Origin of the sequence: Streptomyces sp. NPDC093568, assembly GCF_044764945.1 — a bacterium.
Lineage (GTDB): Bacteria > Actinomycetota > Actinomycetes > Streptomycetales > Streptomycetaceae > Streptomyces.
In genome coordinates, this window is sequence record NZ_JBIWJD010000013.1 from 98,985 (window position 1) to 121,569 (window position 22,585).

Annotated in this window: 17 protein-coding genes; 15 read left to right on the forward strand and 2 right to left on the reverse strand. The window is 70.9% G+C overall.

All coding sequences use genetic code 11. The features are described from left to right. Nucleotides 1-132: 132 nt before the first annotated feature. The 3 genes from ACIRD7_RS36770 (at nucleotide 133) to ACIRD7_RS36780 (ending at nucleotide 2,900) form a co-directional block, all read left to right on the forward strand. The gene (locus tag ACIRD7_RS36770; RefSeq protein ID WP_403460230.1) at nucleotides 133-495 is read left to right on the forward strand and encodes a bifunctional 3-phenylpropionate/cinnamic acid dioxygenase ferredoxin subunit; all 363 of its coding nucleotides are present in this window, start codon (nucleotides 133-135) and stop codon (nucleotides 493-495) included. Next, a complete protein-coding gene (locus ACIRD7_RS36775; RefSeq protein ID WP_403460231.1) occupies nucleotides 492-1,694 on the forward strand; it encodes an NAD(P)/FAD-dependent oxidoreductase in 1,203 nt (400 codons plus the stop codon). Before ACIRD7_RS36770 ends, ACIRD7_RS36775 begins: the two co-directional genes overlap by 4 nt. Nucleotides 1,695-1,769: 75 nt before the next feature. Beyond that, nucleotides 1,770-2,900, forward strand: coding sequence for an aromatic ring-hydroxylating dioxygenase subunit alpha (locus ACIRD7_RS36780; protein WP_403460232.1), 1,131 nt, complete (start codon nucleotides 1,770-1,772; stop codon nucleotides 2,898-2,900). Between the two features lie 22 nt (nucleotides 2,901-2,922). Here the strand turns inward: ACIRD7_RS36780 and ACIRD7_RS36785 are convergent, their stop codons facing one another. Continuing rightward, nucleotides 2,923-3,720: an IclR family transcriptional regulator gene (locus tag ACIRD7_RS36785; protein WP_403460233.1), complete on the reverse strand. Its 798-nt coding sequence runs from the start codon at nucleotides 3,718-3,720 to the stop codon at nucleotides 2,923-2,925. 150 nt (nucleotides 3,721-3,870) lie between these two features. On the opposite strand from ACIRD7_RS36785, the gene betA reads away from it, so the two are divergent. The 3 genes from betA to ACIRD7_RS36800 are packed head-to-tail and all read left to right on the forward strand — an operon-like array spanning nucleotide 3,871 to nucleotide 7,236. Next, the gene (betA, locus tag ACIRD7_RS36790; RefSeq protein WP_403460234.1) at nucleotides 3,871-5,541 is read left to right on the forward strand and encodes a choline dehydrogenase; all 1,671 of its coding nucleotides are present in this window, start codon (nucleotides 3,871-3,873) and stop codon (nucleotides 5,539-5,541) included. 3 nt (nucleotides 5,542-5,544) lie between these two features. After that, nucleotides 5,545-6,381 (forward strand): 5,10-methylenetetrahydrofolate reductase, encoded by an 837-nt coding sequence (locus ACIRD7_RS36795; protein WP_403460235.1) that lies wholly within the window; start codon nucleotides 5,545-5,547, stop codon nucleotides 6,379-6,381. Nucleotides 6,382-6,393: 12 nt separating this feature from the next. After that, nucleotides 6,394-7,236 carry an alpha/beta fold hydrolase gene (locus ACIRD7_RS36800; RefSeq protein WP_403460237.1) on the forward strand — a complete coding sequence of 281 codons (843 nt, stop codon included), beginning with the start codon at nucleotides 6,394-6,396 and terminating at the stop codon, nucleotides 7,234-7,236. A gap of 64 nt (nucleotides 7,237-7,300) precedes the next feature. Here ACIRD7_RS36800 and purU read toward each other — a convergent pair whose 3' ends face one another. Next, nucleotides 7,301-8,173 carry a formyltetrahydrofolate deformylase gene (gene purU / locus ACIRD7_RS36805; RefSeq protein ID WP_403460238.1) on the reverse strand — a complete coding sequence of 291 codons (873 nt, stop codon included), beginning with the start codon at nucleotides 8,171-8,173 and terminating at the stop codon, nucleotides 7,301-7,303. 221 nt (nucleotides 8,174-8,394) lie between these two features. Between purU and ACIRD7_RS36810 the strand changes: the two genes are divergently transcribed. The 9 genes from ACIRD7_RS36810 to ACIRD7_RS36850 all read left to right on the forward strand — a co-directional run bounded on the left by ACIRD7_RS36810 (nucleotide 8,395) and on the right by ACIRD7_RS36850 (nucleotide 22,555). Then, nucleotides 8,395-9,864, forward strand: coding sequence for an aldehyde dehydrogenase family protein (locus ACIRD7_RS36810; protein ID WP_403460239.1), 1,470 nt, complete (start codon nucleotides 8,395-8,397; stop codon nucleotides 9,862-9,864). Between the two features lie 8 nt (nucleotides 9,865-9,872). Continuing rightward, a complete protein-coding gene (locus ACIRD7_RS36815; RefSeq protein ID WP_403460241.1) occupies nucleotides 9,873-10,970 on the forward strand; it encodes a glycine betaine/L-proline ABC transporter ATP-binding protein in 1,098 nt (365 codons plus the stop codon). Next, nucleotides 10,970-12,970 carry an ABC transporter permease gene (locus ACIRD7_RS36820; RefSeq protein WP_403460242.1) on the forward strand — a complete coding sequence of 667 codons (2,001 nt, stop codon included), beginning with the start codon at nucleotides 10,970-10,972 and terminating at the stop codon, nucleotides 12,968-12,970. Before ACIRD7_RS36815 ends, ACIRD7_RS36820 begins: the two co-directional genes overlap by 1 nt. Nucleotides 12,971-12,983: 13 nt before the next feature. Further along, nucleotides 12,984-13,952 (forward strand): ABC transporter substrate-binding protein, encoded by a 969-nt coding sequence (locus ACIRD7_RS36825; protein ID WP_403460243.1) that lies wholly within the window; start codon nucleotides 12,984-12,986, stop codon nucleotides 13,950-13,952. Nucleotides 13,953-14,133: 181 nt separating this feature from the next. Beyond that, nucleotides 14,134-16,572: an FAD-dependent oxidoreductase gene (locus ACIRD7_RS36830; protein ID WP_403460245.1), complete on the forward strand. Its 2,439-nt coding sequence runs from the start codon at nucleotides 14,134-14,136 to the stop codon at nucleotides 16,570-16,572. A gap of 73 nt (nucleotides 16,573-16,645) precedes the next feature. Continuing rightward, a complete protein-coding gene (locus ACIRD7_RS36835) occupies nucleotides 16,646-17,506 on the forward strand; it encodes a bifunctional methylenetetrahydrofolate dehydrogenase/methenyltetrahydrofolate cyclohydrolase (protein ID WP_403460246.1) in 861 nt (286 codons plus the stop codon). A 31-nt stretch (nucleotides 17,507-17,537) separates the two neighbouring features. Continuing rightward, nucleotides 17,538-18,770, forward strand: a complete 1,233-nt coding sequence (locus ACIRD7_RS36840) for a sarcosine oxidase subunit beta family protein (RefSeq protein ID WP_403460247.1) — start codon at nucleotides 17,538-17,540, stop codon at nucleotides 18,768-18,770. 28 nt (nucleotides 18,771-18,798) lie between these two features. Continuing rightward, nucleotides 18,799-21,951, forward strand: a complete 3,153-nt coding sequence (locus ACIRD7_RS36845; RefSeq protein WP_403460248.1) for a sarcosine oxidase subunit delta family protein — start codon at nucleotides 18,799-18,801, stop codon at nucleotides 21,949-21,951. Beyond that, nucleotides 21,944-22,555 (forward strand): sarcosine oxidase subunit gamma, encoded by a 612-nt coding sequence (locus tag ACIRD7_RS36850; RefSeq protein WP_403460249.1) that lies wholly within the window; start codon nucleotides 21,944-21,946, stop codon nucleotides 22,553-22,555. Before ACIRD7_RS36845 ends, ACIRD7_RS36850 begins: the two co-directional genes overlap by 8 nt. Nucleotides 22,556-22,585 lie beyond the last annotated feature (30 nt).

Here is a 22,585-nt window from a genome sequence, read left to right on the forward strand (position 1 = left end):
TCGGGCTGTCCGGAAACCGGACGGCGGGCCCGTCCGAACGAGGCCTTTTGACGCCTTGACAACGCTTCTGGGCGGCCCGCAGACTGACGTTGCGCTTACCGCAATCCGTTTCGCTATACGCACCGAGGTGTCATGATGATTCCCGCGTGCCGTCTCGCGGATCTCCCGCGAGGCGAGGCCCACCGGCTCGACATCGATCCGCCGGTCTCGGTGTTCCACACCGAGGATGGCGAGCTCTTCGCCATCGACGACACCTGCACCCACCAGGACGCGTCGCTCGCCGACGGCTGGCTGGAGGGCTGCGAGGTGGAATGCCCGCTGCATGCCTCGAAGTTCGACCTGAGGACCGGAGCGGTCGACGCCCCGCCGGCGAAGCTGCCGGTCCGGACGCACGAGATCCTCGTCGAGGACGGCATGATCTACGTCCGGCTCTCCACGGACGCGCCCAACCTGCCGCCCTGCATCGCCGCGCGGCTCGCCGGAGGTCCCGCGTGAGAAGCGTCGCCGTGGTCGGCGCCTCACTGGCCGGCCTGTCGGCGGCGCGCTCGCTCCGTAAGCAGGGCTACGACGGGCGGCTGGTCGTCATCGGGGACGAGCTCCACCGCCCCTACGACCGGCCCCCGTTGTCCAAGGAGTTCCTGGCCGGCACCCTCGGCGAGACCGAGCTGGCGCTGGAGACGGACGACGAGGACCTGGGGGCCGAGTGGCTGCTCGGCACCCGCGCGGTCGGCCTCGACCGCACCGAGCGTGCCGTCCGGCTCGCCGACGGACGCGAGGTGCGCGCCGACGGCGTCGTCATCGCGACCGGCGCCGCGGCCCGCACCCTCGCCGGCTCCGAGGGCCTGGCCGGGGTGCACACCCTGCGCACCCTGGACGACGCCCGCGCCCTGCGGGACGAACTGGCCCGCGGCGGACGGCTGGTGGTGATCGGCGGCGGGTTCATCGGCGCCGAGGTCGCCTCCACCGCGTACGCCCTCGGGCTGGAGGTGACGGTCGTGGAGGCGGCGCCCACACCGCTCGCCGGACCGCTCGGCCAGACCATGGGCGCGCTCGTCTCCGCCCTCCACGCGGACCACGGGGTACGGCTGTTGTGCGGCGTGGGCGTCAAGGGTCTGAGCGGTGACGAGCGAAGCGAGATGGGGGTCCCCCCGGACGGAGTCCGGGGGAGGGTCGACGCGGTCCAGCTCGAGGACGGTCGCACCGTGCCGGCCGACATCGTCGTGGTCGGTGTGGGCGCCCGCCCGTGCGTCGAGTGGCTGGAGGACTCCGGCATCGCACTCGACAACGGCGTCAAGTGCGGCGCCGACGGCCGCACCAGCCTGGCCGGCGTGATCGCGGTCGGCGACTGCGCCAACTGGTACGACCCGCGCGCCGGCCTGCATCGCCGCGTCGAGCACTGGACCGGTGCGCGCGAGCGTCCCGACGCCGCGGTCGCCGCGCTGCTCGCGGGCGGCGCCCGGGAACCGGGGGTGCCCCGGCCGCCGTACTTCTGGTCCGACCAGTACGGCGTGAAGATCCAGTTCGCCGGGCATTCGGCCGGCGCCGACAGCGTGAGCATCGAGGACGGCACCCCGGACGAGCGCAACGTCCTGGCCGTCTACCGGCGCGGCGGGACCCCGGTCGCCGTGCTCGGCATGAACCAGCCCCGTTCGTTCATGCGCTGGCGCAAGCAGCTCGCCGCCGCCACGTCCTGAACACACAACGCCGTCCGGAGTCGTTCCTCCCGGCGCGTGAATGGCCCCTCCACGACGTTCCCCGAGGAGTCCACCGTGACCTCGACCAGCCTGCCGGACAGCCTGATCGCCACCCTGCCCGGCTCCTCCTACACCGATCCCGGGATCTTCGCCCAGGAACAGGAGCGCATCTTCGAGACCATGTGGTTCTGCGTCGCGCGCGCTTCCGAACTGGCCAGGCCCGGCGCCTTCCGCACCGTCGACGTCGGCCGCGAGAGCATCCTCGTCACCCGGGCGCGCGACAACTCCGTGCGGGCCTACTTCAATGTGTGCCGGCACCGCGGAGCCAAGCTCTGCACGGAGGAGACCGGCGAGGTCAAGCGGGCCTTCCAGTGCCCGTACCACGCCTGGACCTACGACCTCAGCGGCAAGCTCGTCGCCGCCCCCAACCTCACCAAGATGCCCGACGTCGGCCGCACCGAGTACGGCCTGGTGAGCGTGGCGGTACGCGAATGGCTCGGCTACGTCTGGGTCTGCCTCGCGGAGAACCCGCCGTCCTTCGAGGAGGACGTCATCGGCGAGGTCGTCGCCCGCCTCGGCGACGTCGAGTCGATCGAGCGCTACGACATCGACAGCCTCTCCGTCGGCAAACGGATCGTCTACGACGTGAAGGCGAACTGGAAGCTCATCATCGAGAACTTCATGGAGTGCTACCACTGCGCCACCATCCACCCCGAACTCACCGAGGTGCTCCCCGAGTTCGCGGACGGCTACGCGGCCCAGTACTACGTGGGCCATGGTGCGGAGTTCGGCGAGGACGTCCAGGGCTTCACCGTCGACGGCTCCGAGGGCCTGGACCGCATCCCCGGGGTCGGCGAGGAGCAGGACCGCCGTTACTACGCGATCACCGTCAGGCCGCAGGTGTTCATCAACCTCGTCCCCGACCACGTGATCTTCCACCGGATGTTCCCGGTGTCCGTGGACCGCACGATCGTGGAGTGCGACTGGCTCTACCTTCCGCACGTCGTCGACAGCGGCAAGGACGTCAGCCGGTCCGTGGAGCTCTTCGACCGGGTCAACCGCCAGGACTTCGAGGCATGCGAACGGACCCAGCCCGGTATGAGCTCCCGCATGTACGCCAAGGGCGGCGTACTGGTGCCCAGCGAGCACCACATCGGCGCCTTCCACGACTGGGTGAGCGAGCGCCTGGGCGCTCCCCTGGCCTAGTCGGGCGGGCGGGCCGGGCGGCTCAGCCCAGGTAGCCCATCCTGTGGCTGATCTCCTCCGCGCCCTTGAGCAGCACCGGGGACAGCTCGTGCATGCGCTGCTCGGTGAGCCGGTAGGCCGGGCCCGAGGCGCTGAGTGCGGCGATGACGTCGCCGTCCCGGTTGCGAACCGGCGCGGCCATCGCGTGCAGGCCGATCTCCAGTTCCTCCAGGGTCATGGAGTAGTTCCGCTCCCGCGCCTCGGCGAGGTTCTTCTCCAGCTTCGTCTTCGCGGTGATGGTGCGCGGCGTGACCTTCTTCATGCCGGCCTCGGCCAGCAGCTCCGCACGGTCCTTGGTGGGCATGTACGCCAGCAGGATCTTGCCGCTCGACGTGGCGTGCAGCGGAGTCAGCTGACCGACCCAGTTGTGCGCGGTGATGGCTCCGGGGCCGCGCACCTGGTACAGGTTGATCGCGTACTGCTCCTGCATCACGGCGATGTTGACGGTCTCGCCGAGCTCCTCGGCGAGGCGCTCGCAGATCGGCCGGCCCTGCTGGGTGATGTCGATACGGCCCGTGACCGCGCCCGCCAGCCGCACGATGCCGAAGCCGAGCCGGTACTTGCCGCGCTCGCCGGCCTGCTCCACCAGTCCGCGCGACTCCAGCGCGCCCAGCAGGCGGAACGCGGTGGACTTGTGGACGTCGATCTCGGCCGCAACCTCGCTGACACCCGCCTCACCGCGCTGCGCGAGGATCTCCAGGACACTGATGGCACGGTCCACCGACTGGACGCCGCCCGCCTGTGAACCGTGCGTTTCTGAGTCATGACTGTAGTTGCTCACAGTGCAACTATACGCGCAGTAAACAACACCCTTGCAAGTAACCGGGCCGTAGCAAAGCCCCACGAAGTTGCGTCGCTCGCAACCTGGTGCGCATTGCGGTACCGGTCTAGCATGCCTGGCGTATCGACGGCGCGAGCGAGACGAGGCACCATGGCTCCCCTGCAGTACGACTTCGTCATCGTCGGTGGCGGTTCGGCCGGCAGTGCACTGGCGAACCGGCTCTCGGCGGATCCCGCGAACCGGGTCCTGGTCCTGGAGGCGGGCCGGTCGGACTACCCCTGGGATGTCTTCATCCACATGCCCGCGGCGCTCACCTACCCCATCGGGAGCCGGTTCTACGACTGGAAGTACGAGTCGGAGCCCGAGCCCCACATGGGCGGCCGGCGCGTCTACCACGCGCGAGGGAAGGTGCTGGGCGGCTCCAGCAGCATCAACGGCATGATCTTCCAGCGCGGCAACCCCATGGACTACGAGCGCTGGGCGGCCGACCCGGGCATGGAGACCTGGGACTACGCCCACTGCCTGCCGTACTTCCGGCGGATGGAGAACTGCCTCGCCGCCGACCCCGACGACGAGTTCCGCGGCAAGGACGGCCCCCTCGTGCTCGAACGCGGCCCGGCCACCAACCCCCTCTTCGGCGCCTTCCTCAAGGCCACCGAGGAAGCGGGCTACGCCCCCACCGACGACGTCAACGGCTACCGGCAGGAGGGCTTCGCCAGGTTCGACCGCAACGTCCATCGCGGACGCCGGCTGTCGGCCTCGAAGGCGTACCTCAAGCCCGTGATGAAGCGCCCGAACCTCACCGTCCGCACCCGTGCCCTGGTCACCCGCGTCCTGTTCGAGGGCAAACGGGCCGTCGGCGTGGAGTACCGGCGCGGCCGGGGCGCGCCCCAGCAGGTGCGGGCCCGGGAGGTCATCCTGTGCGGCGGCGCGATCAACTCCCCGCAGCTGCTCCAGCTCTCCGGCGTCGGCAACGCCGCCGAACTGAGCGCCCTCGGCATCGACGTCGTCCACGACCTGCCGGGTGTCGGCGAGAACATGCAGGACCACCTTGAGGTCTACGTCCAGTACGCCTGCAAGCAGCCCGTCTCCATGCAGCCGTACATGGCGAAGTGGCGTGCCCCGTTCATCGGGTTGCAGTGGCTGTTCCGCAAGGGCCCGGCCGCCACCAACCACTTCGAGGCCGGCGGCTTCGCCCGCAGCAACGAGGACGTCGACTACCCCAACCTGATGTTCCACTTCCTGCCCGTCGCGGTCCGCTACGACGGCTCCTCGCCGGCCGGCGGACACGGCTACCAGGTCCACATCGGGCCCATGTACTCCGACGCCACCGGCTCGGTGAAGATCAAGAGCAGGGACCCGCGCGAGCACCCGGCGCTGCGCTTCAACTACCTGTCCACCGAACAGGACCGCCGCGAATGGGTCGAGGCGATCCGGGTGGCCCGCGAGATCCTCAACCAGCCCGCCCTCGCGCCCTACAACGGCGGGGAGGTCTCGCCGGGCGCGAAGGTGGCGACCGACGAGGAGATCCTCGCCTGGGTCGCGAAGGAGGGCGAGACGGCCCTGCACCCCTCCTGCACCTGCAAGATGGGCACCGACGAGATGGCGGTCGTCGACCCCGCCAGCATGCGGGTGCACGGTCTGGAGGGCCTGCGGGTCGTGGACGCCTCCGTCATGCCCTACGTCACCAACGGCAACATCTACGCACCGGTGATGATGATCGCCGAGAAGGCCGCCGACCTGATCCTCGGCAAGGAGCCGCTCGCGCCGTCGAAGGCCGTGTACTACCGCCACCGCGACGCTCGGCAGCAGGCGGAGTAGACGTTGGGCGCCGCAGAGCTCAGGACGCTGCTGGACAGCGTCCGCTACGAGGTGCTCCCCGCGAAGGCGACCGAGGACAAGGTTCTCGCCCATGTGCCGCGCGACGTCGTCGTCACCGTGACGGCGTCGCCGGTCAAGGGCCTGGAACCGACCCTGGAACTCGCCGTCCGGCTGGCCCGCCACGGCTACCGGGTGGTCCCGCACGTGCCGGCCCGGCTGCTGCGGGACGACCTGCACCTGAAGGACGTCACCGGCCGGCTCCGCGAGGCCGGCGTGGACGACGTCTTCGTCCCGGCCGGCGACGCCGACCCGCCCGCCGGGGTCTACGACGGGGCGCTGCCGGTGCTGCGCAGGCTGAGCGAGCTGGGCGGCCCCTTCGCGCGCGTCGGGGTCACCGGCTACCCCGAGAGCCACCCCCTCATCCACGACGACGTCACCGTCCAGGCCATGTGGGACAAGCGCGAGCACGCCACGTACATCGTGAGCAACCTCTGCTTCGACCCGCGGGTGCTGCGGCAGTGGATCGGCCGGATACGGCGCCGGGACATCGCCCTGCCCCTGTACGTGGGGGTGGCCGGGCCGGTGCAGCGGGCGAAGCTGCTGGCCATGGCCACGAAGATCGGGGTGGGGGAGTCGACGCGCTTCCTGACCCGACACCCCGCGTGGTTCCTGCGGTTCGCCACACCCGGGGGATACTCGCCCGACAGGCTGCTGACCCGTACCGAGGAGGCCCTTACGGCACCCTCGGCGGGCGTGGCCGGTCTGCATCTGTTCACCTTCAACCAGATCGCCGAGACGGAGAGTTGGCGCCGCGCCCTGCTGGACCGCCTCGGCGACTGAACCAGGAGAGGCATGGCAGCCGACACCGACTGGCACCTGACCCGCACCTTCACCAGCGCATCCGGTGACGTCCGCTGGGACCGGCTGGGCCCGCCCGGCGCGTCACCGGTCGTCCTCCTGCACGGCACCCCGTTCTCCTCCTATGTCTGGCGGGCCGTCGCCCGCTCACTCGCCCGCGACCACGAGGTGTACGTCTGGGACATGCCCGGCTACGGCACCTCGGAGAAGGGCCCCGGCCAGGACGTGTCCCTGGCCGCCCAGGGCCGGGTCTTCGGCGAGCTGCTCGGCCACTGGGGCCTTGCCAAACCGCTCGTGGTCGCCCATGACTTCGGCGGTGCCGTCGCCCTGCGCGCACATCTGCTGCACGACGCCCGCTACCGCGCCCTCGCCCTGGTCGACCCGGTCGCGCTGGCCCCGTGGGGCTCCCCGTTCTTCCGGCTGGTCGGGGAACACGCCGAGGTGTTCGAGCGGTTGCCGCCCGCCCTGCACGGCGCTCTGGTGCGTGAGTACGTCGTCTCCGCCAGCAGCGCCGGGCTGCGCCCCGCGGTCCTCGACCGGCTCGTCGCGCCCTGGCTGGACGGCACCGGCCAGGCGGCCTTCTACCGGCAGATCGCCCAGAGCGACCAGCGGTACACCGACGAGATCCAGGGCCGCTACGGCACGATCGGCATCCCCACGCTCGTCTGCTGGGGCGAGGACGACACCTGGATCCCGGTGGCGAAGGGGCGCGAGCTCGCCGGGCTCGTCCCGGGGGCCCGGTTCGAACCGATCGCCGGCGCCGGGCACCTCGTCCAGGAGGACGCCCCCGCGGAGTTGACGGCCGCGCTCGTCGCCTTTCTCCGGCGGGAGGGGTGACCGGGAGTCGTATACGACGAGGGCGGGACCGGAGATCCCGGTCCCGCCCCTTCGGTTCCCCCGTTCAGCGGAAGACCACCGTGCGGTTGCCGTCCACCATCACGCGGCTCTCGCTGTGCCACTTCACGGCGTGCGCGAGCACCTGTGCCTCGACGTCCCGGCCGACCGTGACCAGCTCACCGGGATCCAGGGAGTGATCGACCCGGACCACGTCCTGCTCGATGATCTGCCCCTCGTCCAGGTCCGGCGTCACATAGTGCGCCGTCGCGCCCACCAGCTTCACCCCGCGCGCGTAGGCCTGGTCGTAGGGGCGGGCGCCCTTGAAGCTCGGGAGGAAGGAGTGGTGGATGTTGATGGCCCGGCCCTCCAGCTCCTTGCACAGGTCGTCGGAGAGGATCTGCATGTAGCGGGCCAGCACCACCAGGTCGATGTCCAGCTCGCGCACCAGCTCCAGCAGCCGTGCCTCCGCCTCGGGCTTGGTCTCCCGGGTCACCGGGACGTGGTGGAAGGGGATGCCGTACGTGCGGGCGAGGCCCTCGAACTCCCGGTGGTTGGAGACGATCGCCGGGATCTCGATGTTGAGCGCGCCCGTGGAGCGGCGGAAGAGCAGGTCGTTCAGGCAGTGGCCGAACCGGGACACCATGATCAGCGTCCGGGTCGGCGTGGAGGCGTCGGTCAGGGTCCAGGAGATGCCGTAGGCCTGGGCGACCGGGCCGAACCGGTAACGAAGAATTTCCAGCTCGACGTTCGGATCGGAAACGTCGAAGTGAACCCTCATGAAAAAACGCCCCTGCAGCCGGTTGTCGAACTGCTGGCTCTCCAGGATGTTTCCGGAGTTCCTGACGAGAAAGCCGCTCACGGCGTGAACCAGTCCGGCGCTGTCGGGGCAGGACAGGGTGAGCACGAACTCACGGCCAGGTTGGGGTCGAGGGGACATGTGCGCGACCTCCGTCGGTGCGTATGGCACAACATGGTGAGCGATACGCAACATGGTCGGCGTGGGGCCGCGTTCGGTCAAGGGTGGGGCGGGTAAGGGATCGCCTGGCCAAATCGTCATCGGCCAACCCCTTGACGTCTGTCTGGACATTCGCCAGGGTGTTCCACCACAAGCAATCGGGTGCACGATGCGCAACGAATTTCGGTTGAAAGGCTCGGCGCGTGGCAGACCTGTACGTGGATGGCGAATGGCGGGACCCGGTGGCCGGCGGGCAGCGGGAGATCCGGTGCCCCGCCGACGGCTCGCTCACGGCGACCGTCTCCGAGGCGACCCGCCCCGACACCGAGGCCGCGATCGACGCCGCCCGCCGCGCCTTCGACGCGGGGCACTGGGCGAACACTCCCGAGCGGGAGCGCGGCGCGCTGCTGCTGCGCACCGCCGACATCCTCGAACGCGACGCCAAGGACTTCGCCCGCGCCGAGTCCCTGGACACCGGCAAGCGGCTGGTGGAGAGCGAGTACGACATCGCCGACGTCGTCTCCTGCCTGCGGCACTACGGCGGAATCGGCGGCACCGACGCCGGGCGGGTGATCGACACCGGGCGTGACGACGCGGTGAGCCGCGTGGTCTACGAGCCGGTCGGGGTGTGCGGACTGATCACCCCCTGGAACTACCCGCTGCTCCAGGCCAGTTGGAAGGTCGCCCCGGCGCTCCTGGCCGGCAACACGATCGTCCTCAAGCCCAGCGAGCTCACCCCCTCCACCTCCGTCCTGCTGATGAGGGCGCTGGAGGAGGCCGGGCTCCCGGCGGGCGTCGCCAACCTCGTCCTGGGCGCGGGCCCGGAGGCCGGCGCGCCCCTGTCCGAGGACCCCCGCGTCGACATGGTCTCCTTCACCGGCGGACTCGACACCGGCAGGCGCATCATGGCCACCGCCGCGTCGACCGTGAAGAAGGTCGCCCTCGAACTCGGCGGCAAGAACCCCAACGTCGTCTTCGCAGACGCCGACTTCGAGACCGCAGTCGACTTCGCCCTCACCGCCGTCTTCCTGCACTCGGGACAGGTCTGCTCGGCCGGCGCCCGGCTGATCGTCGAGGACTGTCTGCACGACCGCTTCGTGGACGAGGTCGTCCGCCGGGCCCGGCAGATCCGCCTCGGCGGCCCCTTCGACCCCGACGCCGAGACCGGGGCCCTGATCTCCGCGCAGCACCGCGAGAAGGTCGAGGCGTACGTCGCCTCCGGCCTCGCCGAGGGCGCCGTACTGCGCTGCGGCGGCGCGCGCCCCGACGACCCCGCGCTCGCGAACGGCCACTACTACCTGCCCACCGTCCTCGACGAGTGCCGGCAGGACATGCGCGTGGTGCACGAGGAGTCCTTCGGACCCGTCCTCACCGTGGAGCGCTTCACCGACGAGGACGACGCCGTACGTATCGCCAACGACACCGAGTACGGACTCGCCGGAGCCGTGTGGACCCAGGACGGCGGCAAGGCCCAGCGGGTCGCCCGGCGGCTGCGGCACGGCACGGTGTGGATCAACGACTACCACCCCTATGTGCCGCAGGCGGAATGGGGTGGCTTCGGGCACTCGGGCGTGGGCCGGGAGCTGGGCCCGACCGGCCTGAACGAGTACCGAGAGCCCAAGCACATCTGGCAGAACATCCAACCCCGGCCGCAGCACTGGTTCCGCGGCTGAACGCCGAAATGAGGTCGAACGTGACCACTCAGACCGAGGTGCCGCAGCGGCGCGGCACGCCCCAGGACTCGGGCTCCACCCCGGTCATCTCCGTGCGCAGGCTGTGGAAGGTGTTCGGGCCGAAGGCCGACCAGGTGCCGGAATCCGAGGAGTTGTGCGGGCTGACCCGCCGCGAGCTCATGGACCGCACCGGATGCACCGCCGCCGTACGCGACGTCCACTTCGACGTCTCGCCCGGCGAGGTCTTCGTCGTCATGGGCCTGTCGGGTTCCGGCAAGTCCACCCTGGTGCGATGTCTCACCCGGCTGATCGAACCCACCGCCGGCGAGATCGTCTTCGAGGGCGAGGACATCCGCCAGGCCGACGCCGGGCGGCTGCGCGACCTGCGCCGGCGCAAGTTCTCCATGGTCTTCCAGCACTTCGGTCTGCTGCCCCACCGCCGCGTCGTCGACAACGTGGCGTTCGGGCTGGAGATCCGCGGTACGGGCCGGGCCGAGCGGGTCAAGCGGGCCCAGGAGGTCGTGGAGCTCGTCGGCCTCGCCGGCTACGAGAACTCCTACCCCGACCAGCTGTCCGGCGGTATGCAGCAACGCGTCGGCCTCGCCCGCGCGTTGGCCGGCGACCCCGACGTCCTCTTCTTCGACGAGCCGTTCTCGGCCCTCGACCCGCTGATCCGGCGCGACATGCAGAACGAGGTCATCCGGCTGCACCACGAGGTCGGCAAGACGATGGTGTTCATCACCCACGACCTCTCCGAGGCCCTCAAGCTGGGCGACCGCATCCTCATCATGCGCGACGGCAAGATGGTGCAGTGCGGCACCGGCGACGAACTGGTCGGCGCCCCGGCGGACGACTACGTCCGCGAGTTCGTCAAGGACGTGCCGCGCGGCGACGTGCTGACCCTGCGCTGGATCATGCGCCCGCCGGCGGACGGCGACGCCCTGGACGGCCCCGAACTGGGCCCGGACGTCGTGGTGCGGGAAGCCACCCGGGCCGTGCTGGCGGCCGACAAGCCGGTGAAGGTCGTCCAGGACGGCAAGCTGCTCGGCATCGTCGGCGACGAGGAGATCCTCGCCGTCGTCGCCGGGCAGGAAGGCGGCGCGTGATGACCGTCGCCGTCGAGAAACCCGAGCAGACCGGGAGCATCGAGGAACCCGCCCCCGCCAAAGGCGCGTTCAAGGTCAGCCGGTCCATGGTCGTCGCCGCGATCCTCGTCCTGTGGCTGGTGCTGTTCGCCGTGCTGCGCGGCAGGCAGACCCTGGCGCTGGCGGCGGCCGACCTCACCGATCTGCACCGCTGGTTCAACGACGTCAACGACTCGATCGGCGCGAACCGCAACTCCAACCCGCTCTTCCTGTACTTCTTCAACGAGATCCGCCTGGTCATCGACTCCCTGGTGACCTTCGTGCAGGAGCTGATCTCCCAGCCCTCCGCCGGCCGGCCCCTCCCGCAGATCGGCTGGCTGGGCGTCGTCGGCATCGCCGGGTACGTCTCCTGGGCCGTGGGCAACTGGCGGGTCGCGCTGCTGGCGGTGGCCGGCTTCACCTTCCTGGGGCTGCAGGGCCTGTGGCAGGAGAGCATGGACACCCTGGCGCTGACCGTCTCCGCGGTCTTCGTGGCGCTGCTGTTCGCGATCCCGCTGGGCGTGTGGGCGGGGCTGTCCGACCGGGTCAACCGGATCGTGACGCCCTTCCTGGACTTCATGCAGACGATGCCCACCTTCGTCTACCTGGCCCCGCTGACCCTGTTCTTCCTCATCGGCCCGGCCTCCGCCACCATCGCGACGCTCATCTACGCGGCGCCGCCCGCGATCCGCATCACCGCGCACGCCATCCGCACCGTGCCCACGACCACCGTCGAGGCGGCCGACTCGCTCGGCGCCACCCGCCGGCAGAGCCTGACGAAGGTGCTGCTGCCGATGTCCAAGCGGACCGTGGTGATGGGCGTCAACCAGACCATCATGGCCGCCCTCGCCATGGTGACCATCGCCGCCCTGATCGACGCGCCCGGACTCGGCAAGACCGTCGTCCAGGCCCTCCAGTCGCTCGATGTCGGCACCGCCTTCAACGCGGGCCTGGCCATCGTCGTCATGGCCATCGTGCTGGACCGGGTCACCACCGCGGCCAGCGGACGCGAGGAGGCCGCCCGGCGCACGAAGAACCGGTTCGTCACCTGGCGGCGCCCCCTGCTGGGCGCGGGAGGCGCGGCCACGCTCGTCCTGATCTACCTCTCGCACACCTACGTCTGGGCGGCCGAGTTCCCCGGCGAGGGAGACATCGGCAGTGCCGTCTCCAGGGGCGCGGACACCGTGACCACCTGGGCGCAGGACAACCTGTCCGGGCTCACCAACGCCTTCCGGGACGCACTCACCAACGGTCTGCTCAACCCGTTCCAGACCGTCCTCACCGACTCCCCCTGGTGGCTCGTCGGTGCGGCCCTGATCGCGCTCGGCGTCGTCCTCGGCGGCCTGCGCGCCGGCGCCACCACGGCGGTCTGCGTGGGCCTGCTGGTCGCCACCGGGGTGTGGTCGGACAGCATGACGACGCTGGCGTCGACCGTCGTCGCCACGGTGCTCGTGATGGTGCTCGGCATCGGGTTCGGCGTGTGGATGGGACGCAGCGCGCTCGTCGACCGGATCCTGCGTCCCACCCTGGACGCGGCACAGGTCATGCCGCCGTTCGTCTATCTCGTACCGTTCCTGGCGCTGTTCGGCGCGACCCGCTTCACCGCGATCGTGGCCGCCGTCGTCTACGCGGCACCCGTCGCCATGAAGATCATCGCGGACGGGGTGCGCAACGTGCCCGCCACCACCGTGGAGGCCGCCACCGCCGCCGGGTGCAACACCTGGCAGATCATCACCAAGGTCCAGCTGCCGATGGCACGCGGCGCCCTGACCCTGGCGACCAACCAGGGCCTCATCTACGTGCTGTCCATGGTCGTGGTGGGCGGCCTGGTGGGCGCGGGCGCCCTCGGTTACGACGTCGTGGCCGGCTTCTCGCAGGGACAGCTGTACGGAAAGGGGCTCGCCGCGGGGCTCGCCATCGTCCTTCTCGGCGTCATGTTCGACCGGATCACTCAGGCAGCGGCTCGCCGCACCAGCGCATAAGGAGCACCACACCATGGCAAGACACTGGAGAGCCGGCGCGGCCGGACTGGCCGTCCTCGGCCTCACTCTCACCGCCTGCGGCGGTGCGAAGGTCGGCGACGACACCGCGGGTTCCGGCGGCTCGGGCGACTCCGGCAAGTGCGGCGCCTTCAACCTCGCGGTCAACCCGTGGGTGGGCTACGAGGCCAACGCGGCGGTCATCGCGTACGTGGCGGAGCAGGACCTGGGCTGTGACGTCACCAAGAAGGACCTGAAGGAGGAGATCGCCTGGCAGGGCTTCGGGACGGGCGAGGTCGACGCCGTCGTGGAGAACTGGGGCCACGACGACCTGAAGAAGAAGTACATCACCGACCAGAAGACCGCCGTCGACGCCGGCCTGACCGGGAACAAGGGCCTCATCGGCTGGTACGTGCCGCCGTGGCTGGCCAAGGCGCACCCGGACATCACCGACTGGAACAACCTCGACAAGTACGCGGCCGAGTTCAAGACCTCCGAGTCCGGCGGCAAGGGCCAGCTCCTCGACGGCGACCCGTCCTTCGTCACCAACGACGAGGCGCTGGTGAAGAACCTGAAGCTGGACTACAAGGTCGTGTACGCGGGCAGCGAGACCGCCCTCATCCAGGCCTTCCGCAAGGCGGAGAAGAACAAGGAATGGGTGATCGGCTACTTCTACGAGCCCCAGTGGTTCATGTCCGAGGTGCCGCTCGTGAAGGTCAAGCTGCCCGAGTACAAGGACGGTTGCGACGCCGACACGGAGAAGGTGAACTGCGACTACCCCGTGTACGAGCTGGACAAGATCGTCAGCGCGAAGTTCGCCAAGTCCGGCAGCCCGGCCTATGACCTGGTCAAGAACTTCACGTGGACGAACGACGACCAGAACACCGTGGCGAAGTACATCGCGGTGGACAAGATGACGCCCGAGGCGGCGGCGAAGAAGTGGGTCGAGGCCAACCGCGCGAAGGTCGACGCCTGGCTCAAGTAGCCGCTGGACGAATGCCCGGTGGGCGGTGCGCGAAGACGCGCGCCGCCCACCGGGCATTGCCGTTTTCCGGGCCCTTTTCGGACGTCACCCGGCCTCTTGACACCCACTTGCGCGGCAGGCACATTGAGTTGCGCAACCTGAGTCATGTTGCGTAGAAAGCAACCGAACCGGAGGTGCGGCGATGGCGGGACCCCGAGTGGTCATCATCGGAGCGGGAGTCGTCGGTGCGGCTCTCGCGGACGAGGTCTCCGCGCGAGGCTGGACCGAGGTGACCGTGGTCGACCAGGGCCCGCTCCCCGCCACCGGCGGCTCCAGCTCGCACGCACCGGGCCTGGTCTTCCAGACGAACTCCTCGAAGACCATGACCGAGCTGGCCCGCTACACCGTCGAGAAGTTCTGCTCCCTCGACGTCGACGGACAGCCCTGCTTCCTCCAGGTCGGCGGCCTGGAAGTGGCGACCACCCCGGAGCGGCTGACCGAACTGCGGCGCCGCCACGGCTGGATCACCGCCTGGGGCGTCGAGGGCCGGCTGCTGACCCCCGACGAGTGCGTCGAGCAGCACCCGCTGGTCAACCGCGACCGGGTCCTCGGCGGCCTCCTCGTCCCCACGGACGGCCTCGCCAAGGCGGTCCTCGCCGTCGAAGCCCAGATCCGCCGGGCCACCGAGCGCGGCGTGCGCTTCCTCGCCCGCCACGAGGTCCTCGACGTGCTGAAGGCCGACGGCGAGGTGACCGGCGTCCTGACCGACCAGGGCGAGATCCCCGCCGACATCGTCGTGTGCTGCGCCGGCATCTGGGGCCCGAAGATCGCCCGCATGGCCGGCCTGAACCTCCCGCTCACGCCGCTCGCCCACCAGCTCGCCTGGACCGGCCCCGTACCGGCCCTCGCCGGCCAGACCGAGGAGGCGGTCCGCCCGATCCTGCGCCACCAGGACGCCGACCTCTACTACCGCGACCGCTTCGACGGCATCGGCATCGGCTACTACGGCCACCGCCCGATGCCGATCTCCGCCGACGACATCCTCTCCGTGGACGAGGCCGACGCGATGCCGTCCGTCCTGAAGTTCACCGAGGAGGACTTCGAACCGGCCTGGACCGAGACCCAGTCCCTGCTCCCCGCCACGCGCGAGGCGAAGGTGGAGGAGGGCATCAACGGCCTGTTCTCCTTCACCACCGACAACTTCCCGCTCCTCGGCGAGTCCCCGGATGTGAAGGGCTTCTGGGTCGCCGAGGCCGTCTGGGTCACCCACTCCGCGGGCGTCGGCCGGGCCATGGCCGAGTGGCTGGTCGACGGCCACTGCTCGTCGTTCGACCTGCACGAGTGCGATGTCAACCGCTTCGAGCCGCACCAGCTCTCCCCGGAGTACGTCCTGGCCCGCGACTGCCAGAACTTCGTCGAGGTCTACGACATCCTCCACCCCCTCCAGCCGTCCGGCGACCCCCGCCCGATCCGCACCAGCCCCTTCCACCCCCGCCAGCAGGAGCACGGCGCCTTCTTCCTGGAGGCGAACGGCTGGGAGCGCCCGCACTGGTACGAGGCCAACGCGCGGCTGGTCGACGGCCGCAACATCCCGACCCCCAACGACTGGGCCGCGCGCTTCTGGTCGCCCGTCGTCGGCGTCGAGGCCCAGGTCACCCGCGAGACCGTCGCCCTGTACGACATGACGGCCCTCAAGCGCCTGGAGGTGAGCGGGCCCGGCTCCGCCGAGTTCCTGGAACGACTGTGCACCGGCAAGGTCGCCAAGTCGGTCGGCTCGGTCACGTACACGCTCCTGCTGGACCACGACGGCGGCATCCGCAGCGACGTCACCGTCGCCCGCCTCGGCCGCGACCTCTTCCAGGTCGGCGCCAACGGCAACCTCGACCTGGACTGGTTCACCCGCCACCTCCCGGCCACCGGCACCGTCCAGGTCCGCGACATCACCCCGGGCACCTGCTGCATCGGCCTGTGGGGCCCGCTGGCCCGCAAGGTCCTCCAGCCCCTGACGGACGAGGACTTCACCAACGACGGCCTGAAGTACTTCCGCGCCAAGCGCGCCTACGTCGGCAGCGTCCCGGTGACCGCGATGCGGCTGTCGTACGTCGGCGAACTGGGCTGGGAGCTCTACACCACCGCCGACCAGGGCCTGAAACTCTGGGACACCCTGTGGCGGGCCGCGGAGCCCCTCGGCGGCGTCATCGCCGGCCGCGGCGCCTTCAACAGCCTCCGCCTGGAGAAGGGCTACCGCTCCTTCGGCACCGACATGACCTACGAGCACGACCCCTACGAGGCCGGCGTCGGCTTCGCCGTCAAGCTCGACAAGGACGACTTCATCGGCAAGGCGGCACTGGAGCGCCGCAAGGCCGACGTCCGGCGCAAGCTGACCTGCCTCACCATCGACGACCCGTCGTCCGTCGTCCTCGGCAAGGAGCCGGTGTACGACGGTGAGCGCGCGGTCGGGTACGTCACGAGCGCCGCGTACGGCTACACGATCGGCAAGGGGATCGCCTACGCGTGGCTGCCGGCGGAACTCGCCGTCCCCGGCCGGACGGTGCACATCGGCTACTTCGACCAGCGCGTCGAGGCGGTCGTCGCGGAGGAGCCGTTGTTCGATCCGGCGATGACCCGCCTTCGTGGCTGAGCGCGGCCGGCCGCGCAGTTCCCCGCGCCCCCGGAGGGCGTCGCAGTCGAGGCTCATGGAAGGAGTGCCGTCGGTGACCGCACAAACCCTTGACGGCAAGGCGACCGCGGCTGGCATCCGTCGCGAACTCGCCGAGCGCGTAGCCAAGTTGACGGCCGGCGGCGGCCGTCGGCCCGGACTCGGTACCGTCCTCGTCGGCGACGACCCCGGCAGTCGCGCCTACGTCGCCGGCAAGCACCGCGACTGCGCCCAGGTCGGCATCGCCTCCCTGCGCCGGGAGCTGCCCGCCGACGCCTCGCAGCGGCAGGTCGAGGAGACGATCGACGAGCTCAACGCCGACCCGGACTGCACCGGTTACATCGTCCAGCTCCCGCTGCCACCCCACCTGGACGCGGGCGTCGTACTGGACCGCATGGACCCGACCAAGGACGCCGACGGACTGCACCCCGTCAACCTCGGCCGGCTCACCCTCGGTGTCGAGGCCCCGCTCCCGTGCACACCGCGCGGCATCGTCGAACTGCTCCGCCGCCACGACGTGCCGATCGCCGGAGCGCGCGTCTGCGTGATCGGCCGCGGCATCACGGTGGGCCGCCCGATCGGCCTGCTCCTCACCCGCCGCTCCGAGAACGCCACCGTCACCCTGTGCCACACCGGCACCAAGGGCCTGGCCTGGCATGTGCGCGAGGCCGACATCGTCGTCGCCGCCGCGGGCTCGCCCGGACTGATCACCAAGGACATGCTGCGCCCCGGCGCGGCGGTCCTGGACGTCGGCATCACCCGCACCGAAGAGGGCCTGGCCGGCGACGTGCACCCGGACGCCGCGACGGTCGCCGGATGGCTCGCGCCGACGCCCGGCGGAGTGGGCCCCATGACCCGCGCCATGTTGCTGGCCAACGTCGTCGAGGCCGCCGAGAGGAACACGAGCACCGTATGAACCTGCCCCTGCCCAAGGACGGAGCCGTCCGATGAGCCCCCGCACCCCCGGCGCCGAACTCCCCGAGCACCCCGACTGGCTGTGGCGCACACCCGAGCCGAAGCGGTCGTACGACGTGGTGGTCGTCGGCGGCGGCGGACACGGCCTGGCCACCGCCCACTACCTGGCGAGGAACCACGGCATCACCAATGTGGCCGTGCTGGAGAAGGGCTGGCTGGCGGGCGGCAACATGGCCCGCAACACCACCATCATCCGCTCCAACTACCTGTGGGACGAGAGCGCCGGCATCTACGAGCACGCCCTCAAGCTGTGGGAGGGGCTGGCGGAGGAGCTCGACTACCCGATCCTCTTCTCCCAGCGCGGTGTGCTGAACCTGGCGCACAGCCTCCAGGACGTCCGCGACAGCGTGCGCCGGGTCGAGGCCAACCGCCTCAACGGCGTGGACGCGGAGTGGCTCGACGCGGACGGCGTCAAAGAGGTCTGCCCGATCGTCAACACCTCCCCGGACGTGCGCTACCCGGTCCTGGGCGCCACGTACCAGCCGCGCGCCGGCATCGCCAAGCACGACCACGTGGCCTGGGGCCTGGCCCGCTCCGCCGACGCGGCCGGCATCGACATCATCCAGAACTGCGAGGTCACCGGCCTGGACGTGGTCGGTGGCCGGGTCGTCGGAGTCCGGACGAACCTGGGCCCCATCGCGGCCGGCAAGGTGGCGCTGTGCTCGGCGGGCCACACCTCGGTCCTGGCCGCCATGGCCGGCATCGAACTCCCGCTCCAGAGCCACCCGTTGCAGGCCCTGGTGTCGGAGCTGCTGGAGCCGGTCCACCCGACCGTCGTCATGTCCAACGCGGTCCATGTGTACGTCAGCCAGGCGCACAAGGGCGAGCTGGTGATGGGCGCGGGCATCGACGCGTACAACTCCTACACCCAGCGGGGCGCCTTCCACATCATCGAGGAACAGATGTCGGCGGCCCTGGAGCTCTTCCCGGTCTTCGCCCGCGCCCACGTGCTGCGCACCTGGGGCGGCATCGTCGACGTCAGCCCCGACGCCTCCCCGATCATCGGGCTCACCCCCGTCGACAACCTCTACCTCAACTGCGGCTGGGGGACGGGCGGTTTCAAGGCCACCCCGGGCGTCGGCTGGGTCTACGCCCACACGATCGCCCACGACACCCCGCATCCGTTGAACGCCCCCTTCTCGCTCGACCGTTTCACCACCGGCGCGCTCGTCGACGAGCACGGCGCGGCCGCGGTGGCCCACTAGGACCACTGGAAACCCTGGGAGCCGAACCATGCTGCTCATCCCCTGCCCGTGGTGCGGGCCCCGCGACGAGGCCGAGTTCCACTACGGCGGCCAGGCGCACGTGCCGTATCCGGAGGACCCGGCCTCCCTCACCGACGAGGAGTGGGCCAAGTACCTCTTCTTCCGCGACAACGCCAAGGGCCCCTTCGCCGAGCGCTGGAGCCACTCCGCGGGCTGCCGCCGCTGGTTCAACGCGGTACGGGACACGGCGACCAACGAGGTGCTGGCGGTGTACCGGGCGGGGGAGGAGCGTCCGCGGACGCCGGAACCCCGGCCGGCCGCCCCCGCCGCGAGTGCGGTCACTGCCGAGCCCGGTACCGCGACTCCGGCCCGTCCGGGGGCAGAGCCCTCGGCACGGCGCCGCACCCGCCCCGTCACCTTCACCTTCGACGGCACCGCGTACGAGGGCCGCGAGGGCGACACGCTCGCCTCCGCCCTGCTCGCGAACGGCGTCATCGCGACAGGGACCAGCATCAAGCTGGGCCGCCCGCGCGGCATCTTCTCGGCGGGCGCGGAGGAGCCCAACGCCGTCATCCAGATCGAGGAACCCTTCCCCGAGCCGATGCTCCCGGCGACCACCGTCGAGCTCTACGACGGTCTGGTCGCCACCAGCCTCCCCGGTCAGGGCCGCCTCGCCGCCGAACCGGACCCGGCCCGCTACGACGCCGTACACACCCACTGCGACGTGCTGATCGTCGGCGCCGGCCCGGCCGGCCTCGCCGCGGCCGCCGCGGCGGCGAACACCGGCGCCCGCGTCATCCTCGCCGACGACAGGCCGGAACTCGGCGGCAGCCTCCCCGGTTCGAACGAACTCCTCGACTGGGTGAGCGAGATCGGCGAGCGGCTCGACACGGCCCCCGACGTCCGCGTCCTGCGCCGCACCACCGTCTTCGGCCACTACGACGACAACCACCTGCTCGCCGTCGAACGCCGCACCAACCACCTCGGCGCCGCCGCCCCGGCGAACGTCTCCCGCGAACGCGTCCACCGCATCCGCGCCCGCCGGGTCGTCCTCGCCACCGGCGCCCACGAGCGCTCGCTCGCCTTCGCGGACAACGACCGCCCCGGCGTGATGCTCGCGGCCTCGGCGCGGACGTACGTCAACCGGCACGGCGTCCTGCCCGGCCGTCACGCGGTCGTCTTCACCACCAACGACAGCGCCTACGCCGCCGCCCTGGACCTCTCCTCCGCGGGCGTGGACGTGGTGGCGGTCGTCGACACCCGCCCGGAGCCGGGGGAGTGGGCGCAGCGTGCCCGCGCGGCCGGTATCGAGGTGCTGGCGGGGCACGCCGTCACCGCCACGGAGGGCGGGGCTCGGCTGACGGCGGTGAGCGTCGCCCCGTACGGAGAGACCGTGGGACAGCGGGAGTTCGCGGCCGACCTGCTGCTGGTGTCCGGCGGCTGGAACCCGGTGGCCCACCTGTTCAGCCAGTCCGGCGGCAGGCTCCGCTACGACGACGCCCTCGGCACCTTCCTCCCCGACACCGGCCGCCAGGCCGTCGAGGTCGCGGGCAGCGCGGCCGGTGTGTTCGAGCTGGCCGGCGTCCTCGCGCAGGGCGCGGCGGCCGGCGCTCGTGCGGTCGAGGCCGAGGGCTACACCTCCGCGGCCCCCGACCTGCCGCAGGTGCCCGCCCAGCCGCGGCCGACGCCGCCCATGCGGGTCTTCACCGTCCCCGGCAGGGAAGGCGCCCCCCGTTTCGTCGACCTCCAGCGCGACGTCACCGTCGACGACCTGAGGCGGGCGACCGGCGCCGGGATGCGCTCGGTCGAGCACACCAAGCGCTACACCACGGCCGGTACCGCCAACGACCAGGGCAAGACCTCCGGCGTCCTGGCCAGTGGTGTGGTCGCGGAACTGCTCGGCGTGGACATCTCGGCGCTCGGCACCACCACGTTCCGCCCGCCGTACACCCCGGTCTCCTTCGCGGCGCTGGCCGGCCGGGACCGCGGCGCGCTGAGCGACCCGGTCCGCACCACGGCCCTGCACGCGTGGCACGTCGAACACGGCGCCCTCTTCGAGAACGTCGGCCAGTGGAAGCGCCCCTGGTACTACCCGCAGGCCGGCGAGGACATGGAAGCGGCCGTGCTGCGCGAGTGCGCGGCCGCCCGCGAGGGCGTCGCCTTCATGGACGCCTCCACCCTCGGCAAGATCGACGTCCAGGGCCCGGACGCGGGCGTCTTCCTCGACCGGCTCTACACCAACATGATGAGCACCCTGAAGGTCGGCATGATCCGCTACGGCGTCATGTGCCGCCCGGACGGCATGGTCTTCGACGACGGCACGGTCATCCGGCTCGCCCAGGACCGCTTCCTGGCCACCACGACCACCGGCAACGCCGCCACCGTGCTCGACTGGATGGAGGAGTGGCTCCAGACCGAGTGGCCCGAGCTGAAGGTCCACTGCACCTCCGTGACCGAGCAGTGGGCCACCGTCGCCCTGGTCGGTCCGAAGTCCCGCGAGGTCCTCGGCATGCTCGCACCCCAACTGGCCGTCGCCAACGACGACTTCCCGTTCATGGCCTGGCGTGACACGACGGTCGCCGGCATCGGCGCCCGGGTCTGCCGGATCAGCTTCTCCGGCGAACTCGCCTATGAGATCAACGTGTCACCGTGGCAGGCCCTCGCCCTCTGGGAGGCCGTCCACGAAGCCGGCGCCCCGCACGGCATCACCCCGTACGGCACCGAGACCATGCACGTCCTGCGGGCCGAGAAGGGCTACCCGATCATCGGCCAGGACACGGACGGCACCGTCACCCCGCAGGACCTCGGCATGAGCTGGGTGGTGTCGAAGAAGAAGCGGGACTTCATCGGCAAGCGCTCCTACACCCGCGCCGACACCGTCCGCCCCGACCGCAAGCACCTCGTCGGCCTCCTCCCCGAGGACCCGGGCACCTTCCTTCCGGAGGGCACCCACCTGATCGCCGAGGGCGTGCTGCCGGCCCCGCCCGTCCCGATGCTCGGCCACGTCACCTCCAGCTACCGCAGCGCGGCCCTCGGCCGGACCTTCGCGCTCGCCCTGATCAAGGGTGGCCGCGACCGGATCGGCGAGCGGCTGTACGCCCCCGTCGGCGACCGACTGGTCCCGGTGACCGTCGCCGGCCCCGTCCTCTACGACCCCGAGGGAGCACGCCGCGATGGCTGACAACGCCCTGACCACCCCACTCCGCAGCCCTCTGGCGCCGGTCGCGGACCGCCTGGCTGCCGCGACCCGCGCCTCCCGGGGCGCGATCCGGCTGGCCGAACTGCCCTTCCTGGCCCAGCTCAACGTCCGCCTCGACGCCAAGGGAGCGGCGGCCGAAGCCGTCGGCCTGGCGCTGGATCTCCCGCTGCCCCTCCAGCCGAACACCGCCGTACGGTCGGGGGCGCTGACCGCCCTGTGGCTCGGCCCCGACGAATGGCTGCTGGTGGGGCCGCCCGGCACGGAACGGGACCTGGAGAGCCGGATCAGGGAGGCCGCGGGGGAGGAGCACGTCTCCGTCACCGACGTCTCGGCACAGCGCACCACGCTCCTCGTCTCGGGCGCCCGCGCCCACGACCTGCTGGCCCACGGCTGTGCGCTGGACCTGCATCCGCGGTCCTTCGGACCCGGACGCTGCGCCCAGACGAACCTCGGCCGCACCCAGGTCGTCCTGGTCGCCCGGGACGAACCCAGGGCCGGCTTCTGGGTGCTGGTCCGCTCGTCGTTCGCCGGCTATCTGACGGACTGGCTGCTCGACGCGGCGACGGAGTACGTGCCGGTGACCTGATCGGGGTGGCGGGTGCGCGCCGTGGCGGTG

Bases quoted from the DNA above. Each gene is read 5' to 3' on its own strand.
- ACIRD7_RS36825 (WP_403460243.1), top strand. From the start codon at position 12,984: ATGGCAAGACACTGGAGAGCCGGCGCGGCCGGACTGGCCGTCCTCGGC.
- ACIRD7_RS36820 (WP_403460242.1), top strand. From the start codon at position 10,970: ATGACCGTCGCCGTCGAGAAACCCGAGCAGACCGGGAGCATCGAGGAA.
- ACIRD7_RS36845 (WP_403460248.1), top strand. From the start codon at position 18,799: ATGCTGCTCATCCCCTGCCCGTGGTGCGGGCCCCGCGACGAGGCCGAG.
- ACIRD7_RS36850 (WP_403460249.1), top strand. From the start codon at position 21,944: ATGGCTGACAACGCCCTGACCACCCCACTCCGCAGCCCTCTGGCGCCG.
- ACIRD7_RS36830 (WP_403460245.1), top strand. From the start codon at position 14,134: ATGGCGGGACCCCGAGTGGTCATCATCGGAGCGGGAGTCGTCGGTGCG.
- ACIRD7_RS36840 (WP_403460247.1), top strand. From the start codon at position 17,538: ATGAGCCCCCGCACCCCCGGCGCCGAACTCCCCGAGCACCCCGACTGG.
- ACIRD7_RS36770 (WP_403460230.1), top strand. From the start codon at position 133: ATGATGATTCCCGCGTGCCGTCTCGCGGATCTCCCGCGAGGCGAGGCC.
- ACIRD7_RS36800 (WP_403460237.1), top strand. From the start codon at position 6,394: ATGGCAGCCGACACCGACTGGCACCTGACCCGCACCTTCACCAGCGCA.
- ACIRD7_RS36815 (WP_403460241.1), top strand. From the start codon at position 9,873: ATGAGGTCGAACGTGACCACTCAGACCGAGGTGCCGCAGCGGCGCGGC.
- betA (WP_403460234.1), top strand. From the start codon at position 3,871: ATGGCTCCCCTGCAGTACGACTTCGTCATCGTCGGTGGCGGTTCGGCC.
- purU (WP_403460238.1), bottom strand. From the start codon at position 8,173: ATGTCCCCTCGACCCCAACCTGGCCGTGAGTTCGTGCTCACCCTGTCC.